Genomic DNA, 18,159 nt, shown 5'->3' with positions numbered 1-18,159 from the left:
CCTCAGGCCTGCATCAGGGCGTTGTTCTCGAAACCGCGCACGGCTTCGGCCGTTGCCGCGCGGCAAAGATCATCGGCAGCCGGGACTGCCGCCTTGTAGCGGGTGATGACGACGGGCTTCGGCTGGTAGGTCGGATCCGGGTCAAGCGGATGCGGGCAGGTGGAAAAGCCGACCAGCATGTCCATCTCCGCACGCAGTTCGACATAATCGCCGCTGTTGGAGCGCTTGCCCTGCCAGCCGAAACCTCCGGCCTCGGCAAGGCGGACCGGTGCAAAGAGATTGAGGATGCCGGGTATATCGCGCCTGTCGAGGCCGAGCTTTACTGCGACGAGGATGAGATTGTCGCGGGTGTTGCGCGTTTTTTCGCCGGGATATTTCGCGGCATTCGAGGCGGCCGTCGAGCCGCCCATCAGTAAGTCATGGGCGCCGGAACTATCCTCGATCATCGAGAACATGATGCGGCCCATATCGGAGAAGATCACCCGCCCCTTGCCGAGCGCCGTCGTCCACTGGACCTTGGCCGTGTCGACGAGATTGATCCGCTCGCTCGTATCCTCGGCATTCCAGGCGACGAGCGCCACGGTAGAATTTCCTTCGCCCTGGTCGATTCGGATCGCCTCGCCGCGCGAGACTTTCGTCGACCAGTACCAGCCGCCCGGTATGATCTCCTGATGAATGATCGCGGCGGCATCGATGGCCGGTGCCGGCAACGGGCTTGGGCCGGGCAGGGCCTTGGGCGCGAATTCCAGACCCTTCTTCTGATGCTCCTCGTAGCGCGCGCGATTGGCGGCGATTTCTTCGGCGGACCGTCTCACATGCATCATAGCGTCTCTCCTGATGATGCCAGGCCGTCCCGGCTATGCCCCAGGGAAGCGACCGGGCCGTCCCGGTCGGGGCTGAAAATCGACGGCTGGCCGGCCAGGCGCGGCGGCCAGATGGCAATATCCTTGGTGATGGTGGCGCCGTAACGCTCCTTCTCCTCCGGCCGGTCGCGGCGGCGTTCGAAGGCGACGACGCGGCTTGCGAGCGTGAAGGCCTCGCGCATGTCATGGGTAACCATCACGACGGTCATCTGCGTTTCGTGCCAGAGCCGCTTCATCAGCGCGTGGATTTCGGCCCGAATACCAGGATCGAGCGCGCCGAAGGGTTCATCGAGCAGCAGCACCTTCGGCTTCATGATGAGCGCCTGGGCGAGCGCCAGGCGCTGCTGCATGCCGCCAGAAAGCTGCGCCGGATATTTGCTCTCCGAACCGGCGAGCCCGACCTGGGCGATCAGTTCGCGTGCATCCTCAATGGCATTGCGGCGTGCCGCGCCGAAAAGCTTGGCCTTGTGGCGCGCAGCGGAAAATTCCTTGCCGAGCAGCACATTGCCGAGCACCGTCAGGTGCGGAAAGACGGAATAGCGCTGGAAGACAACGCCACGGTCCGGACCGGGCTCCGGCGGCAGAGGCTCGCCATCGAGCAGGATCTTGCCTTTCGTCGGCTGCTCCTGGCCGAGCAGCATGCGCAGGAAGGTGGTCTTGCCGCAGCCGGAAGGGCCGACAAGGGCGACGAAGGCACGCGAGGCGACGGTCAAGGACACGTTTTCGAGCACGATCTGGTCGCCATATTCCTTCCAGACCCTTTCGATCTTCAGTTCGCTCATGCCTGCTTCTCCAGCTCCGACCAGGGGAAGACGGCGATGCGCAGGCGATCGAGCAGGGCATTCATGACCACGGCAAGCAGGGTGATCCAGACGACATAGGGGAAGATGACATCCATCGACAGGTAGCGGCGGACGAGGAAGATGCGATAACCGAGACCCGAATCCGACGAGATCGCTTCGGCTGCGATCAGGAACAGCCAGGCCGGGCCGAGCTGCAGTCTGAGGCAGGTGATCAGCCGCGGCAGGATTTGCGGCAGCACGACGCGCAGTCCGATCTGCCAGGAGGAGCCGCCGAGCGTCTCGGCCTTGACGATCTGCTCACGCGGCAATTCCAGCGCCTTCAACGCCAGGTCACGGATCATCGTCGGCGCGACGCCGATGACGATGAGGGCGATCTTCGACGTCTCGCCGAGCCCCATGACGATGAAGAGGATCGGCAGCAGCGCCAGCGGCGGCACCATGGAGATGACGGCGACGAAGGGGGAAAGCAGCGCTCTGAGATAAGGCAGCATGCCGATCAGCATGCCGACAACAAGCGCGATCGCCGTCGAGATGCCGAGGCCGGAGAGCAGGCGGACGAGGCTCGCGCCCGTGTCCGACCAGAGCAGAAACTCGCCGGTACGCGGGTCGGCGACGAAGGCCAGACGGTTGATCGCGTCGGCAAAGCCGGCAAGGCTCGGCAGAAGCTTGTCGTTGGCGTTGTCAGCCAGTCGCGCCGCCGAGCCGAAGGCATAGGCAAGGGCAAGCAGCACGAAGGGCAGCATCGTCAAGGCGAACTGGGCGCCCCGGCTCGGCCTCGTGTTGATCCAACGCATGGGAAATGCTCCGCTGATGAAGGTGAGGAAGCGCGGGCAGACCGCGCCCCCGTTGCGATCAGAGCGAACCGTCGGCGGCGGCCTTCATATAGGCCTCGGTGAAGCGCAGCTTCACGTTCCCAGTATCGCCCAGCACCTTACCATCAGGCATTTCGATGCCGATAACGTCGGCGGATGGCGCGCCATTGCCGAGCAGTCCCTTCTCGAAGAGGAAGTTGCGCACCAGATCCATGGTCTTCGGCAGATTCGGCGAAGCGGTGAAGGCAACGGCATCGGCCGGCTTGTCGAAGAGCTTGGTGGCGGCAAGCTGGGCTTCGAAGCCGGCGAGATCGGTGCCCGACGCCGAGCCCATGGCCTCGCGGGCGGCCTTGCCCTCGGCGGTATCTGCCCGCAGCAGGGCAGCCGTCTCATACCAGATGCCGGCAAGCGCCTTGCCGAAGTTCGGATTGTCTTTCAGCACGCCGCTATTGGCGACCATCAGGTCGATGATTTCGCCCGGCACTTCAGAGCTGTCGAAAACCTTCTTGGCCGAGGGATCTTCGAGGATGGTGGAAACCAGCGGGTTCCAGGTAACGACGGCAGAGACGTCAGGCGTCTTATAGGCGGCGACCATGTCGGCATCCGATGTGTTGACCACCTTCACGTCGCGCTCCGTCAGCTTGATGCTTTCGAGCGCGCGGGCGAGCAGATAGTGCGAGACGGAGAACTCGACGAGATTGACGTTCTGGCCCTTGATATCGGCAAGGCTCGCCTTGTCCTTCAGGATCACGGCGTCATTGCCGTTCGAAAAGTCGCCGACGATCACGGCCGTCGTGTCGACGCCGCCGGCGGCCGGGATCGACAGGCCATCCATGTTGGTCAGCGTCACCGCATCGAAGGCGCCTGCCGTGTACTGGTTCATCGACTCCACGTAATCGTTGAACTGCGTGACCTCGATCTTGATGCCGTATTTGTCGGCCCATTTTTTGACGATGCCGTGGTCGGCCGCGTAGCCCCAGGGCATCCAGCCGACATAGATGGACCAGGCCACCTTGAATTCGCTCTTCTGTTCCGCCTCCGCGACGGAAGCAAGCCCAAGCATCAGCGACACCGCCAGCGCTGTGGTCGAAACGATCTTCGAAAAAGTCTGCATTGAAATTCCCCTTCTGCTTTTCTTCAAAAGGGATCGGCAAAGACCATCGTGCCGCCAATCCCTTGGCTTACGAGGTCTCCCGGGCTTTTGTCCCGCCGTGCACCCGGCGGGATTTCTCCTCCGCCGGTGGTGGCTCTCGGACCAGTCGCGCTTCAGAAAAGCGCCGGAACCCTAGCCACCAACTCAGCATATTCTTTGCAAGAGGTGTGCCAGCTTATAAGCCTTTGATTTTTCTAGCCCCCGCTCCTTGGTTGCCTGTTACTGTGTACACTTCGCGGCATTTGCTGAATTTTTGAGCAGCGATCCGCGAAGCCATCCCATCGACGTCGGTTCTTTCCACGGCCACATCCGGTGCCATGGCACCGTTTCTGTCCTTGACTGAGCCGGAACGGGTTTTTGCTTGCATCGATCACATAAGCGTCGGTGGTTGGGATTTACTATGAGTCGACCCTTGACGATACATTTTTTGGAACCCTTCCAATTGCCTTGGAAGTCACCCAACTTGCTTTTTTACAGTCGCAGGAATATTTTTATTCGGTCGGTCAATACATCATCCAACCAGTACTAGCTGCGGTGGAGCTATGCCCGAGTTTCACGGAAAGAACCGCCTTGCGGCTATACTGCTGATCTTCCTGACGGCATTGGTCTTTCTCGGGCTTGAACAGCCCGCTGCCGCCGCCTCCGGTGACCAGGATGGCCGGCGGGTTGCATTGATCGTCGGCAACTCCGTTTATAAGACGCTGCCCTCATTGCCCAATCCTGCAAACGACGTCCAGGAAGTCGCGAACACGCTGCGCAAGGCCGGTTTCGACGTGACGATCGGCATCAATGTCGACCGCATCGGGCTTGAGAATACGGTGCGCAGCTTCCTTCGCTCGGCCAATAATGCGGAGGCCGGCCTTATCTATTATTCCGGCCATGGCATCCAGGTCGGCGGACAGAATTTTCTCGTGCCGGTCGATGCCACGCTGGAAACACCTTATGACGTCGAAACGCAGACCATGCCGCTCGACCTCATCCTGAATCATCTCAAGCAGAATTCCCGCGTGCAGCTGATCTTTCTCGATGCCTGCCGCAACAACCCGTTCAATGCGCAAAAATTCTGGATGGCGGAAAAGCTGGAACCGGTTGGCGCGACACGCGGGCTGGCGCGCATCGACAGCGATCTGGGCAGCCTGATTGCCTTCTCGACGGAGCCGGGCCAGGTCGCTCTCGACGGCGAGGGGGCACTCAGCCCCTATTCCGAATCCTTCATCAAACGCGCCAGCGAGCCGAACAAGGAAATCCGCCAGGTCCTCACTGATGTGCGCCGCGACGTGATCGCCATGACCAATGGCAAGCAGGTCCCCTGGGAAAATTCCTCGCTGATGGACAGCTTCTATTTCATCCCGGCGCCGCCGCCGCCGAGCGTCGAGCCGATGCAGCAGGTGAGCGTACCGGAGGGGGCAGCCGCGACCAAGCTGCCGATCGCCCCGCCGCATGACGAAACCGGCTCCGCGCTGCTGGTCACCCTGAACCAGCTTCCCCAGACCGGCAAGCTCAGTCTGGACGGCAAGCCGGTCGAGCAGGGCGCCAAGCTGCCGGCCGCGGCGCTGACGGCGCTGAGCTATGATTCATCGGGCGTTGCCGCCGGAACGGTCGGCCTGATCGGCTATACGGTCAGCGATCCCTATGGCCAGGCGACGCAGGGCGTCGTCGCCATCACCGTCTCGGCCGGTGCCGGCGCCAAGCTCGCCCAGCTCGAACAGGAGAAGCAGGCGCGGCTTGCAGATGCCGGTGCCTATCTGAAGGCGCTGCCGCGCGACGTCGACACGACGATCGGCGTCGGCCCCGTCGAAGCCCGCCTGCCTGAAGTACCAGCATCGGCTGCGGGAATGACCTTCAAAGTCGCGGCCCTGCCCGACAAGGGCACACTGCGTGCCGGCGATCGGGTGATCGGCCCCGGTCACGTGCTTGAAGCAGCCGATATTCCGGCACTTTCCTACGAACCGCAGATCGGCACCGAAAACCAGTCTTTCGCGCTGACCCTCCAAGCCGCCAACGACGACCTGCAGCCCGCCACCGTCACCTTCAAACCGACGCTTGACGCCTGCGATACCGCAGCCGCCGCACCGCTCGACCTGCAGGGCGTCACCGCAGGCAAGCTGCCGAATGAAATCAATCCCGCCGTCGCGCTGCCTGCCTGCGATGATGCGGTCAAGGCCTATCCCAAAGTTGCCCGCTTCGTTTACCAGCTCGGCCGCGCCCAGCTTGCCAACCGGGACGCGAAGACGGCCTTCGCGACGATCAAGAAGGCGATGGATGCCGGCCATGTCAGGGCGATCTACGAACTGTCGAGCTTCTACGAATTCGGCGCATCCGTTCCGCGGGATGCCGCCAAGGCCAGCAAGATCGCGAAGGATGGCGCGGCAAAAGGCGACCCCTTCGCCCTGCTCAGCTATGGCAAGTCCCTCTATTACGGCCGGGGCGCCAAAACCAACCAGCAAGAAGGACTGCGGCTGATACTGAACGCCGCCGATCTCGGCCACACCTACGCAATGAACGAGCTCGGTTACATTTTCCTGAACGGGATTAACGTCCCCGCCGACCCAGGCCGCGGCATCCGTTTTTACGAGGCCGGCGTTGAGCGAAATGATATCTATTCCCTCAATAATCTCGCCTTGGTGTACCGACTTGGAAACGGCGCGCCGCAAGATCTTCCTAAAGCGATCGAGCTTTTTACGCGCGCGGCAGCAGGTGGTCAGCCCTATGCTCCGACAAACCTTGGACGCATGTACCGCGATGGAGTTGGCGTTGCCGTGGACAAGGCCGAAGCGGCGAAGTGGCTGGAGATGGGCGCCGAGCGCGGTGACTACTGGGGCGCACTCGACCGCGCCATGCTGGCGAAGGAAGAAGGTGCGGATGCCTACGACCTTGCAACCGCGGCCCGCTATTTCGCGCTGGCAACCGCGATCAACATGCCTGGCAGCGGCGATCCGAAGAACCAAGCGCTGGCAGAACTCAAGAGGCTGCCTGCCACTGCAAAGAAGCAAGCGGAAGCCGCCTTTGCCGCCGAGCTGACCGCTGAGGAGCAAAAGGCAATTCCCAAGTCGAAGTCGCTCGATGATAGGCTCGTCAAGCTTGCCAAATCGACCTGGGAAAAGCGGAATCCAAGATACGATCTTTTCTGAAACGGCGGTCTGGGGGCGCCCTACATGAACAACAAGCTCATCATCCGTGTTCTCCTGTGCTCGACATTTCTCGCAGGCTCAGGCGCAATTCTGCAAAGCTGCATCTTCGACCCCGGCGGCAGGACGCTGTTCGCCAGCGAAGAGCCCGCCCGGGCCGCCACTCCTGCCAAGAAAACCACGCCGACAGTCAGAAAAGTGGCCGCAAGGAGCAGTGACTCCACATTCGGCCGTTCCGGCAATGACTCCAGTTCGAGTTCAAACTCTAGTTCTGGGGGCATGGGCGGCGGCTCTTCGGGTTCGAGCAGTTCTTCCAGCTCAAGTAGCTCCTCCAGTTCGAGCAGTTCGTCGAGTTCCACCGGCGGTTCGTGGTCTGACCGCCGCCTGAAGACCGATATTCACAGGCTCGGCACATCAGCTGGGGGCATACCGGTCTATGCTTTCAGATACATCTGGGGCGGCCCCAGTTTAGTCGGCACGATGGCGCAGGACCTGCTGGCAATCAGACCTGAGGCGGTCATCGGCACGGCATCGGGTTATTACATGGTCGACTATGACCAGCTCGACATTGCGATGATTTCGATGCCGGAGGAACCCTCTTCCTTAATGGCCGAAGCAGCCATGGCACTCACGGCGCAGGCGGCGCGGACACGTTGTTCGGTTTCTCGCCCGCGGCTCGCCGTCCAGCCGGCCATGTGATAGAGGAAAGCGAGCGCGTGCCAGTCCCGCGAGACAGCGATAGCGCTACGGGAAACCCTCTCATCGTCCAGGGGGTCACGCTTCTTGGAGGTGTTGTCGGCATTGGGCTATCGAGCTCTCTCCACCTTGAACCTGGCATGGCGATGGCACTCGCTCTATTCTGTCTTCTCCTGGCGTGGATCGTCGCGGACGGGTTACCGGCTGCGCATCGGGCGTGGCTATCGCGAAAGAAGCGCCACGATACTTCCGCGGCCTTCTGGCTGCGCATCGGAACCAAGCTGGTTGGCACAGCCGCGCTTCTTGGCGCAGTCGTCATTGCTTGCTCGGTCTTTCCTTTTTTCACGCAATCTTCCGCAGTCAAATGGGTGGTCAACGCCAGCCACACGACCATCCCCATTTCAATCGCCCTGGTCATCGCCACGATTCTCTATGTCACGGTCACCGATCTCGTTGCCGAGGAACCCGATGACTACCTGCACCAAGTCGGGCGCGCGGTGCTGATGCAGGATTTTCGCGAGGAGGACGTGCTGTTCGCATTACGGCTGGTTGTGATCAAATGCTTCTTTCTTGTGCTCATGTTCTCAGGCGGCATGACAGGTCTTGCGGAGCTCACTGAGAAGCCGGCATGGGGGTACCCGCTGCTATCGGCGGCCTGGTTCGAAGGCCTGATGCGACTTGCATTTCTTTTCGACGTCGTGCTTGCGGCCGGCGGCTATATTGCAACTTTCAAACTCTTCAGATGGCATGTCAGGGCAACGGAGACGACAGCACTCGGTTGGCTTGTCTGCCTCATCTGCTACGAACCGTTCTTTCCGATGATTTCGCAAGCCTTCGTCCCTTATGGCGAAGGGCCGGGCTGGGAGATCGTCATCAGAGAAGGATCGGTCGTCTTCTTTCTATGGAGCTTCGCGACACTATTCTGTACCGCGATTTATGTCTGGGCCACCATCGCCTTCGGCCCGCGATTTTCCAATCTCACCCACCGTGGCATTATCACGACTGGGCCTTATCGCTTCATCAAACATCCGGCCTATCTCTCGAAAAACATCGCCTGGTGGCTCTTTGCGGCCCCGAGCTTCATCGCCAGCGGCTTTGCGGAAGGGCTTGCGCGGGCGGGCATGCTGGCCATCGTCAGTCTGATCTACCTTATGCGCGCCCGCGCCGAAGAGCGCATGCTGAGCAAGGATTCTGCCTATCGGGAATATGCCGAAAGCGTCGCAGCGCGTGGGCTTCTCGCGACGGCGAAGAGGCATCTCGCCTTGAGACTCGCGCCCTAAAGCTGCCCAGTGCCTTTCAGCCGTCCAGCCCCTTGAAACGCATCGGCTGGTAGCCGCGCAGCAGCAGGATTCCGAGCGAATAGGTGTTGCGGCAGACGCGGCCTTTGCAGGCATTGGGCGTCGCTTCCATCACCTCCACTTTGCGGTCGTCGGTGAAGCGCATGAACAGCATCACATGCGAACCCGGGCGGTTCAGCGCGTCGCCCGGTTGCAGCGACCAGGGATCGGCAAGCCGCCTTGTAATGCTCGGAATCGCCCGCGTCGAGACATGCATCTTCAGACCCCAGGCTTCGCTGACGAAGCCGGAGCAGTCGACGCCGAGAATATTGGTTTGCGGCGCGCTCTTGGTGCAGACATTGCCGGCCGTCTGGCCATCCATGACACCATTGGTGAAATCCTCGAGCGGCGTTTTGCAGCCCCAGCAATAGGGCACGCCCTTCACCGTCTGGCCGCGTTTGCCGAACAGGTAGAATGGCCGGCGCAGGCGGTTCATGTTGACGCAACCGGGTCCCGGATCCTTGCCATAGGCCGCCGGCGTCACCAGCCAGTTCAGCGTCTCGAAGCCGATCGCCCGCTCGATGACGTCGCCGCGCGATTTCGGCAGGATGGCGACCTTAGTTCCCTTTCCGGGTTTGGCCGCAATTGCCGGCTTGGCCGGCCTGGCGACGGCAAGCTTGCGGCCCGGCTCGCGCCCCTCGAGTTTCAGCACCTGCGCCCGGCTTTCCTGCGAGCGCAGAAACAGCACGTCGCCGCGCGGGCCGATCGCCACGAAGCGCCTGGAAAACACCGTGCCGGGTTCGATCGGCAGATCGTAGACGCGCTCCAGCACGCCGTTCGGCGTGAAGCGCACCACCAGCATGCCGGTCCGTTCCGGCCGGTCGGCGGGCACGAGTTCGACCAGCGCATAGGGTCTGCCCGTCGTGTCGATGTCGAGCAGTTCGACGGTGCCGATGCGGTTTTCCCCGGTGAGCTGAAGGGAGAGGAAATTCTCCTCCGAGCTCGCGCGCCGCAGCAGGATCTCCGCCTTGTCGTTTGCCGCCGAGACTTCCGCGACGATATCGCCGAGCCCGCGGCTCGGCACATATTGCACCACCGGCGGGCGGGCTGGCGGCCGGCTGGTGCTGCGGCCGATCTCGTCGATGATGCTGTTCAGCGGGCCGGGCGGCACCGAGCCCATCGAGGCGAAGACCGAGCGGGTGTAATCGTCGGCATCGCCGCCGTCGATGGCGCGCAGGGTCTGCGAGCGGCCATCGGCGCCGGTGGCGCGCTCGAGCGGCACGATCCCGTCAGACCAGAGGTAGAGTTCGTTGTGGACGACGGCGAGATCCTCCGGCGCCGTATTCTCCGGCAGCGGCAGGATCTCGGGATCGGCCTGCGAGCGTTCGCCATCGACGGCGAGCACGCGGCCATTGTTCTGGTCGAGGATGTAGACGGTGCCGTCGTCGCCGATGGTGATCGCCGCCGGTCCTGACGCCTCGACCTCCTCATTGGCGGAAATGATGCCGACCGAACGGGCGCCGTCGCCGCCCGGAAGCTCGATCATCACAGTGTCTTTGGCGAGGACAGGCCAGGCGATTGCGATCGCTGCGGCCATCAGAATATGCGAGCTGAAACTGCGCATTGCCGTGAACCCCGAAACAGGATCATTTTGGCCATGGGGCCTCAATCTGAAGCCTGTTCACAATTAGAGAGCGAGAGAATGATGTCGTCGGAAAACCGCTCACAACTTTCGGCATCATGCCCCAAGTCCTTAAAATGTTAGGATAGAAGCGGCTCGTCAGCAAGGCGTTGCTTTCCAAACGATTTGGAGATCGGCGTCGGCGATAGTACAAGTTTATCGTCTTGAAGTTTTACTGGCAGGGAAGCCTATGCTGGACTGGAACGGTGACGAACTGGCGCTCGATGTCAGCCTGCTGGAGCAGGTGCGCGCGGCAAGGATCGGGTTTTCCGATCGCGTCTGCGCCGCCTCGGCCAGCAAGGACGAGAAACATCTGGCGCAGTTGCGCTCTGAGCCGACCTATCTGATGGCCGAGTTTCTCTATTCGATGAAGGTCTTCGGCATCAACACGGCCGAAGATATCGAGCGCTTCGCCGATCTGCACAATGATTACGTGGTGTCGCTCACCCGCGATCCGGCCAAGCTGCAGCGCCTCGGGCTGTCGCAGGATCGTGCGCTCGCCTCGATGTTCACCGCCGACACCAAGCCGCGGCTGATCCAGAACTGGGCTGAAAAATCAGGCGCCATCGACCAGTCCAATCTCGCCCGTTTCCTGGTCGCCGTCATGTCGAGCGAGACCTGCCGCAAGACGCTGATCGATTTCGAGACGGCCGGCTTCATGCAGCGCAAACGCTCGCCCTATGGCACCATGGTGGTCTGGTCGACCGGCAGGATCGAGGAAATCTTCGGCGAAATGCTGCGCAATCTCCGGCTCAGCCTGCAGCAGCTGAAGATACTCTGACCTCTCTCCAGCCGATTTCACCCCTCCCAATCGATTGGCGCCGAGCGCCGTTGCCTTCCATCCGGCCTCTCCCTATTGTCGGTTTAGAGCAATTCCAGCAAAAGTGTGCAGCGGTTTTGCGCTCGGAATTGCGTGAAAACATAGACATAGAGCAATTCCGTGATTCGAAGAAAAACGGAATTTCTCTAGTCGCGCGATGGCGCCCCCTTGGACGGATGTGACGACGATGAAGAAATCCCGGCTCATAAGCTTGTCGATCGGCCTCGCTCTGGCGCTTGCGATGCCCGAGCTCGGGTTTGCGGGGCCTGTCGAGGATGCGCTGGCGGCGCGAAACCCCACGCTTGCGGCGCTGCGCCAGCACGACGAAAAGGCCTTTGCCGCCGCCGTTGCTATCATCGCCGACCATGAACGCGCCGAGGGGCTGACGCCCGACCAGGGCAAGCTGCCGGAGACGACATCGCCCGGCCGCGACATGGGCTCGGGCTCTGGCAAGGAATTCACAGCGGACAATCCGGATATTCTCTGGCTCTACAATTCCTCGCCGGAGGGAATGAGCGACCTGATCTCGATTCTGAAATCCGCCGGCCAGAAGCCGAAGAACTAACGCCATCACTCCAGTCCAGTCCGACTATAAAAGGACGCCGGATATTTCCACCGCGAGTCTTGTCGCATCTCCGCGTTGGCGCAATCTTCCCGGCTCCAAATAATTTGTAACCCTCCCTCAAGCAAGACAGCCAAAGCCATCCCAATTTCGCCGGTCAGTGCTATTCTCATCTTCAGCACAGTGTGAGATTGTTCGAAGGGGGAGGTTCCGATGCTCAGCCGCAAAGCCATCCTAGCCGCAGCCACATGTCTTTCGCTTTTTTCGCCGATCCCCGACGTCGGGGCGCAGAACGAACGCACGCTGACGGAAGCGCCGGCTCAGAGCGGGCCGGTCAGCATTACCTTCGATCGCGCCGAAGCCAGATATGCCATCGGCGAAGTCGTCGGCCTCTTCATCCAGTCGAGCGAGAACGCCTATGTCACCGTGCTGAACGTCTCGCCGAACGGCTCCGTCACCAAGCTCTTTCCGAACAAATACCAGACCGATGCCCTCGTTGCCGCCGGCAAGCGCGTGCAGGTGCCGGATCCGGCAAGCGGCGCCAGGCTGCAGGTGTCCGGCCCGGTCGGGCAGGAACAGATCAAGGTCTTCTATTCCTCCAAGCCGCTCACCATCTTCGCCGATCTCGGCGGCAGCGGCAGCGGCATGTTCCGCTCGATCGACGGCGGCATGGATGCCGTCTCCCGCAGCCTCGAAGAAGCCCGCAGCCTCGGCACCAAGATCAGCAGCAAGACGCTGACGCTGACCACCGTCGACAGCACGGCGGCCCTGCCGCCCTCCGCGGTGCCGCCCGTCGCCGCCGTTCCCGCCGCAAAACCCGCGCCGGTCGAACAGGCGGCAAAGCCGCCCGTTGCACCGAAACCGCCGGCCGCTCCCAAACCGAAACCGGCCGTCAAACCCGATGTCGCCAAAAAGCCTGAGGTGATCGAAAAGCCGAAGCCGGCGCCCAAACCCGTCGAACAGGCGACCACGCAGCCGCCGAAGAAATACAAGATCGTCACCAATCTGGCGCCCGGCCAGGAGCTCGCCGCCGACGAGCTGCAGCTGATCGGCCCCGCCGACACCACCGCCTCCACCCGCCCCAACCAATATAAACAACCGAGCCAATATCAGCAGCCGTACAAGCAGCCGGCCCAGTCTGCCCAGACCAATATGCCGAAACTGCCGATGCCGCAGATCAAGATGCCGCAATTCAAGCTTCCCGGCGGTTTCAGCATCAAGATGCCGCCGTTGAGCTTCGGCCGTTCGGCCGAACCCGGCCAGGCCGGAGAGGAGATCGAGGTTGCCAATGCCGATACGCCGGCCTGCAACGCCCTGCTCGACAAACTGAACACCGCCGTTGCCGCCAAGGACATCACCGCTGCCGCTTCCGAGGCCGATGCAATTGCCGTCAGCGCCGAATGCGGCCAGTTTCAGGTGAACGCCCAGCGCCGCGTCGCAGCCCTCAGGCTCGCCGCCGCCCAGGAAATGATGGCTGCCGACAAGCCGGTCGCCGAGTATGAGCCGCTGCTCGTCGCCGCCGACAGCCCGCAGGTGCTCTGGCAGGCCTCCGCCACGCTCGGCGAGATCTATTTCTCCGCCCGCCGCTTTGCCGATGCCGCCGCCGATTACCAGCAGGCGATCGAGATCATCAAGAACGAGACCCGCACGCCGAAGGCGCCGCCGGCCGATACGATCTCCGATCTCATCCAGCGCGCCGCCCAGGCCCGGATTCTTGCCGCCAACCCGACCAGCGACAACCCGCAGGGCAGCTTCGTGCCGGCCGAGAAGGATCACCGCAGCGGCGTGCTCGGCGGCATCTATTCGGAAAATGTGCGCGGCATCGTGCCGGTCTCCATCCCGGTGCCGATCACCTTCGATTTCGACAAGTCGACCTTCACCTCGGTCGGCACCGAAGCCGCCGAGGAATTGCTGGAGGCGCTGAAGGAGCAGAAGCCCGGCCGCATCATCCTGATCGGCCATACCGATCGCAAGGGCGGCGACGATTATAATCAGAAGCTCTCCGAGCGCCGCGCCCAGGCCGTTGCCGATTTCCTCAAGAACCACGGCATCGACGCCACGATCGATGCCGAAGGCCGCGGCGCCTCCGAGCCGGTGGACGTGACCGCCACCGCCAACCTCACCGAAGACGATATCGACGCGCTCAACCGACGCGTCGAATGGCGCCGCGAATAGAGGGGGCGAGGGGGAACCGGCCATGTCCACATTCGCTCCCATGGCCGCCGCACTCGCCCTTCTTGCCCTGGTGGGCACCGATGGCCTCGCCAGGACGATCGAGGCTCCCGAGCGCGGCACGGTCAGAGCCGTTCTGATCGGCATCGATCTCTATCGCAATGTCCCGCCGCTGCACGGCGCCGTCGCCGATGCCGAGGATCTTTCCCTGTCGCTGCGCTCGCTCGGCGTTAAGGACATGACGCTCTTGAAGAACGGCGCCGCCGACCGCCAGGGCATCTTCGATGCGATCGGCGCCGTCACGGAAAGGGCAGGCGAGGGCGATCTCATCGTGCTCGGCATTGCCGGCCATGGATCGAGCGAGCCGGAGCGAGTCAAAGGCTCGAAACCGAGCGGTCGCGACGAGGTCTATGTGCTGGCCGGCTTCGATACGAGGCTGCCGGGATCGCGCGAGCGTATCTTTGGCGACGAATTCAAGGTGCTGATCCACAAGCTGGAGGAAAAAGGCGCTGAGGTCCTGTTCATCGCCGATACCTGCCATGCCGGCGGCATGACCCGCAACGTCGATCCGCGCGGCGCCGAGATCACCTGGCGCCAGGCGCCGTCCTATACGATCGAGGAGGATGACCTCGCGCCGATTTCGACGACAACAGATGCGCTCTCCACCGGCTTCGATTACAAGCGGCTGACCTTCCTTGCCGCCGTCGACGACAACACCAAATCGCCGGAGATTACGATTCCGGGCATCGCTGAGAAGCGCGGGGCGCTGAGCTATGCCACGGCACGCGCCTTCGAAGGTGCGGCCGACCGCAACGGCGACGGCACTGTGACCCGCCGCGAGCTGTTCGAATATGTGCGCCAGTCGGTCTACCAGTTCACCGACCAGCGGCAGAACATTTTCACGCAAAGCCCGCCCGGGGCGGATCTCGACCACGCCGTCGTCTATGCCTATGACACAGCAGGCCCGGCGGAAGCGCAGAAATCGAACGTGCCGCAACCGCCGCCCGAGCCTGCCCCGATCACCGTCGCCGCCCTCGGTTCCGAGCCGGTCCTGCAGGGTATCGATCCGGCCGTCACGCCGTTCAACTTGACGGACGGCGCCCATGCCGAACTCGTCTTCGATCCGCAAAAGCGCGAGGCGATCGCCGGCGGCGATGTCGTCGCCTCCGAAGTTGGCGCCGGCGACATGCCCTTCGTCGTCGACCGGATGGCGGCGCTCGACACGCTGAAGCGGCTGTCGGAGATCAACCCGCAGACCGTGCGGGTGACACCATCCGACAAGGTCCATCGCGACGGCGAGCGCGTCGGCGTCACGGTTTCCGATCTTGCCGGGCGCAAGCTCGTGCTGTTCGACGTCACCGGCGACGGCACGGTGCAGTTCCTCTATCCCGGCGACAGGGAAGCCGATGCCGACATGTCCGCAACCTTCGATCTCGATCTTTCCGTCGTCGGCCCCTTCGGTACCGACCTGCTCGTCGCCGTCACCTCGGAGGCGCCGATGCCTGGTCTGGTCGAATTCCTGAAACAGAACGACAGGCGCCGCACCGCCGGCAACATCGCCAGACATCTCGGCGAGCTTCTGCCCGAGGGCGCACGCCTCGGATTTACGGTCCTCTATACCTCCGCCGGAGCCAGGCTATGAGTACGTCGATCAGCAGGGTCCTCAACATTGCGGCCGTCCTTCTGCTTCTGGCCACTCCCGCCCTGGCGCAGCAGGACACGGATTTCGCCGGCGAGGATGGCGGGCGGGTGATCGGCGGCCAGGCGGCGAAGAAAGGCGAATGGCCCTGGCAGGTGAAGATCCTGGCGCCCGATCCCGAGCAGCGCGGCCGCTTCGGCGGCCATTGCGGTGGCTCGCTGATCTCCTCGCGCTGGATCCTGACCGCCGCCCATTGCGTCACCAGCGGCCGTTCCGGCAAGCAGGATCTTTTCGCCCGCGACCTCCTGATCGTCGAGGGAAAGCAGAAGATCGACAAGGTGATCTCGGTCGACGGGCCTGACAAGCCGGGCCTCTCCGTCGAAGACGTGATCATCCACGAGGATTTCGACCGCAAGGTCTTCGCCAACGACATCGCCCTCATCAAGCTCGCCGAACCCGCCGTTTCGAAGCCGGCGATCCTCGCCTCGGCCTCGGACGAGGCCGTCGAAAGCCCCGGCCACACCGCCGTCGTCACCGGCTGGGGCTACACAAAGGCCGATCACGGCTGGGATGACAAATACCTGCCGACCGAACTGCAGGAGGTCGAGCTGCCGCTCGTCTCGCGCGAGGATTGCCGCGCCGCCTACCGCGAAAGCTCGATGCGCATGAACCCGATCGACGAGCGCAATGTCTGCGCCGGTTATGCCGAGGGCGGCAAGGATGCTTGCCAGGGCGATAGCGGCGGGCCGCTGGTCGCGCAGCGCCCCGACAAGCGCTGGATTCAGCTCGGCATCGTCAGCTGGGGCGCCGGCTGTGCCGAGGCTGAACATTACGGCGTCTACACCCGCGTCGCCGCTTTCCGCGACTGGATCGCCGAGAAGACCGATGGCGACGTGCCGAACGCGCCGGACACCTCAGGCGCTTCCGCCGGCGACGACCAGGTGGCGGCGATCGCCACCAAGCGCCGGCCTGCGGCGAGCGACCCGGCGGGCGGAACGACGCAAAAACAGACGCCCGCCGATGAGCTAGAGGCCAACCTTGCGATCACCACGCCGCCCGACGCTACGAAGGCGCCAGCGGAAACGACGCAGACTCCACCCGCCGCTTCGCCCCACGTCAGCCAGCCCGAGGTTCAGGCGCCGGCTGCCGAGCTGCCGATCACCGTGCGTTCTCCCGGCGACCGCGCGCTTCTGATCGGCATCGACGACTATGAAATGCGCGAGGCGAAGCTGACGGGCTCCGTCGACGATGTGAAGGCGATGCAACTCTTCCTCGTCAAGACGGTCGGCTACCGTCCCGAACAGATCCACACGCTCACCAACCGCAAGGCCAGCCGCGCGGCGATCCTTGCCGAAATCGACGACTGGCTGGTGCGCCAGTCGCAAGCCGGCAGCCGCGTCTTCCTCTATTTCAGCGGCCAGGGCTCCGAGGAAATGGGCGCCGAGGCGACGACGAGCCCGACACTGGTTGCCGCCGATGCCAAGCTGGTGCGCGAGGGGGCCAAGGTGACCGTCACCAACCAGATCCGCGAGACCGAAATCGCCGCCCGGCTGAACAGCCTCAAGGACCGCCGCGTCACGCTGCTGATCGATGCCTGCCATGTCGGTCCCGGCAGCCGCAGCGCGGTGGCCGCACCCGCCGGCGGCACGGTGCGCTGCCTCGGCCCGGCTTTGGCGTCGCTGCAGCCGCCGAACCGCTCCGGCAAGGAAGCCAAGTTCTCCTTCGGCGGCGAAACGGCGATGGTCTGGTCGGCCGTCAACGCAGGCCAATGGGCGCTGGTCGATACTGAGGCCAAACCGCCGCTCGGCGTCTTCACCCGCCGCTTCATCGAAGGCGTGCAGGAAGGGGTGGCGCGCGCTTCCGACAAGCCTGAGGTCAGCAACGCCGCCCTGCTCGATTATGTCAGGCGCAAATCCGACGAATATTGCCGGGCGCACTCCGAGGACTGCCGCTTCACGCCGGTACCGCAATTCTACGGCCTGCCGGACGCGCTCGGCCGCGATGTCGTCACCGGCGAGGAGGCAAAGACGCCGGTCGCCGCCGTCGAAAACACGTTGAAGACCGACAATGAGGCGGGTGTTGCCGTCGACGTGCTGCCCGGCACCTCGGTCAGCATCGGCGACAAGGTGGCGATGCGCGTCTCCACCAAGAAATCAGGTTACCTTATCCTCGTCGATATCGACGCCGCCGGCAAGCTGACGCAGCTTTATCCTAACAAGCGCTCGATGGGCCTGAAACCGACGGCCAAGGGCGGCGACAACCGGCTCGATCCGGCCCGGCCGGTGGTCGTGCCCGATGCCCGCAATCCCTATATCGGTTTCGAATATGTGGTGGAGGGGCCGGCCGGCGTCGGCATGGTCGTCGCCATTCTCAGCGACAAGCCGATCGAAGTGCTCGACCTGCCTGACGTGCCGACACCGCTCGTCGGCCAGCGCGCCGCCTTCAACTATGTCTACGACCTCGCCCGCAGCCTCAGGATCGTCGGCGACGACGAGACCGGCGTCCAGGGCAAATGGTCGTTCGATTCCAAATTCTATCGCATCCGCTGAAAGG

General features: G+C 63.1%; 13 protein-coding genes and 1 riboswitch. Of the genes, 8 read left to right on the top strand and 5 right to left on the bottom strand.

The genetic code is table 11. The features are described 5' to 3' along the window. Positions 1-2: 2 nt before the first annotated feature. The 4 genes from AC13QO_RS07370 to AC13QO_RS07355 are packed head-to-tail and all read right to left on the bottom strand — an operon-like array spanning position 3 to position 3,592. Complete coding sequence (locus AC13QO_RS07370) at positions 3-824, bottom strand: urea amidolyase associated protein UAAP1 (protein WP_488540310.1); 822 nt, start codon at positions 822-824, stop codon at positions 3-5. Beyond that, complete coding sequence (locus AC13QO_RS07365; protein ID WP_488540309.1) at positions 821-1,645, bottom strand: ABC transporter ATP-binding protein; 825 nt, start codon at positions 1,643-1,645, stop codon at positions 821-823. Before AC13QO_RS07365 ends, AC13QO_RS07370 begins: the two co-directional genes overlap by 4 nt. Further along, positions 1,642-2,460 (bottom strand): ABC transporter permease, encoded by an 819-nt coding sequence (locus AC13QO_RS07360; RefSeq protein WP_488540308.1) that lies wholly within the window; start codon positions 2,458-2,460, stop codon positions 1,642-1,644. Before AC13QO_RS07360 ends, AC13QO_RS07365 begins: the two co-directional genes overlap by 4 nt. A gap of 58 nt (positions 2,461-2,518) precedes the next feature. Then, complete coding sequence (locus AC13QO_RS07355; protein ID WP_488540307.1) at positions 2,519-3,592, bottom strand: putative urea ABC transporter substrate-binding protein; 1,074 nt, start codon at positions 3,590-3,592, stop codon at positions 2,519-2,521. A gap of 74 nt (positions 3,593-3,666) precedes the next feature. Then, positions 3,667-3,778: riboswitch (guanidine-I (ykkC/yxkD leader) on the bottom strand. 395 nt (positions 3,779-4,173) lie between these two features. Here AC13QO_RS07355 and AC13QO_RS07350 point away from each other — a divergent pair. The 3 genes from AC13QO_RS07350 to AC13QO_RS07340 are packed head-to-tail and all read left to right on the top strand — an operon-like array spanning position 4,174 to position 8,735. Further along, complete coding sequence (locus AC13QO_RS07350) at positions 4,174-6,762, top strand: caspase family protein (RefSeq protein WP_488540306.1); 2,589 nt, start codon at positions 4,174-4,176, stop codon at positions 6,760-6,762. A 24-nt stretch (positions 6,763-6,786) separates the two neighbouring features. Then, positions 6,787-7,458 (top strand): tail fiber domain-containing protein, encoded by a 672-nt coding sequence (locus AC13QO_RS07345; RefSeq protein WP_488540305.1) that lies wholly within the window; start codon positions 6,787-6,789, stop codon positions 7,456-7,458. Positions 7,459-7,475: 17 nt separating this feature from the next. Next, positions 7,476-8,735 (top strand): methyltransferase family protein, encoded by a 1,260-nt coding sequence (locus AC13QO_RS07340; protein ID WP_488540304.1) that lies wholly within the window; start codon positions 7,476-7,478, stop codon positions 8,733-8,735. 16 nt (positions 8,736-8,751) lie between these two features. Here the strand turns inward: AC13QO_RS07340 and AC13QO_RS07335 are convergent, their stop codons facing one another. Beyond that, positions 8,752-10,356 (bottom strand): hypothetical protein, encoded by a 1,605-nt coding sequence (locus AC13QO_RS07335; protein ID WP_488540303.1) that lies wholly within the window; start codon positions 10,354-10,356, stop codon positions 8,752-8,754. 247 nt (positions 10,357-10,603) lie between these two features. Between AC13QO_RS07335 and AC13QO_RS07330 the strand changes: the two genes are divergently transcribed. The 5 genes from AC13QO_RS07330 (at position 10,604) to AC13QO_RS07310 (ending at position 18,155) form a co-directional block, all read left to right on the top strand. Next, on the top strand, positions 10,604-11,194 hold the full coding sequence (locus AC13QO_RS07330; RefSeq protein ID WP_488540302.1) for a hypothetical protein: 591 nt from the start codon (positions 10,604-10,606) through the stop codon (positions 11,192-11,194). A gap of 226 nt (positions 11,195-11,420) precedes the next feature. Continuing rightward, a complete protein-coding gene (locus tag AC13QO_RS07325; protein ID WP_488540301.1) occupies positions 11,421-11,798 on the top strand; it encodes a hypothetical protein in 378 nt (125 codons plus the stop codon). A 210-nt stretch (positions 11,799-12,008) separates the two neighbouring features. Then, the gene (locus AC13QO_RS07320) at positions 12,009-13,970 is read left to right on the top strand and encodes a DUF4384 domain-containing protein (protein ID WP_488540300.1); all 1,962 of its coding nucleotides are present in this window, start codon (positions 12,009-12,011) and stop codon (positions 13,968-13,970) included. Between the two features lie 22 nt (positions 13,971-13,992). Then, positions 13,993-15,609: a caspase family protein gene (locus AC13QO_RS07315; protein WP_488540299.1), complete on the top strand. Its 1,617-nt coding sequence runs from the start codon at positions 13,993-13,995 to the stop codon at positions 15,607-15,609. After that, the gene (locus tag AC13QO_RS07310; protein WP_488540298.1) at positions 15,606-18,155 is read left to right on the top strand and encodes a trypsin-like serine protease; all 2,550 of its coding nucleotides are present in this window, start codon (positions 15,606-15,608) and stop codon (positions 18,153-18,155) included. Before AC13QO_RS07315 ends, AC13QO_RS07310 begins: the two co-directional genes overlap by 4 nt. Positions 18,156-18,159: the final 4 nt, after the last annotated feature.

This window comes from Rhizobium sp. CNPSo 3670, from assembly GCF_057784555.1.
Note: the sequence above shows the minus strand (reverse complement) of the source record. Positions and strands in the feature narration are given on the sequence as shown.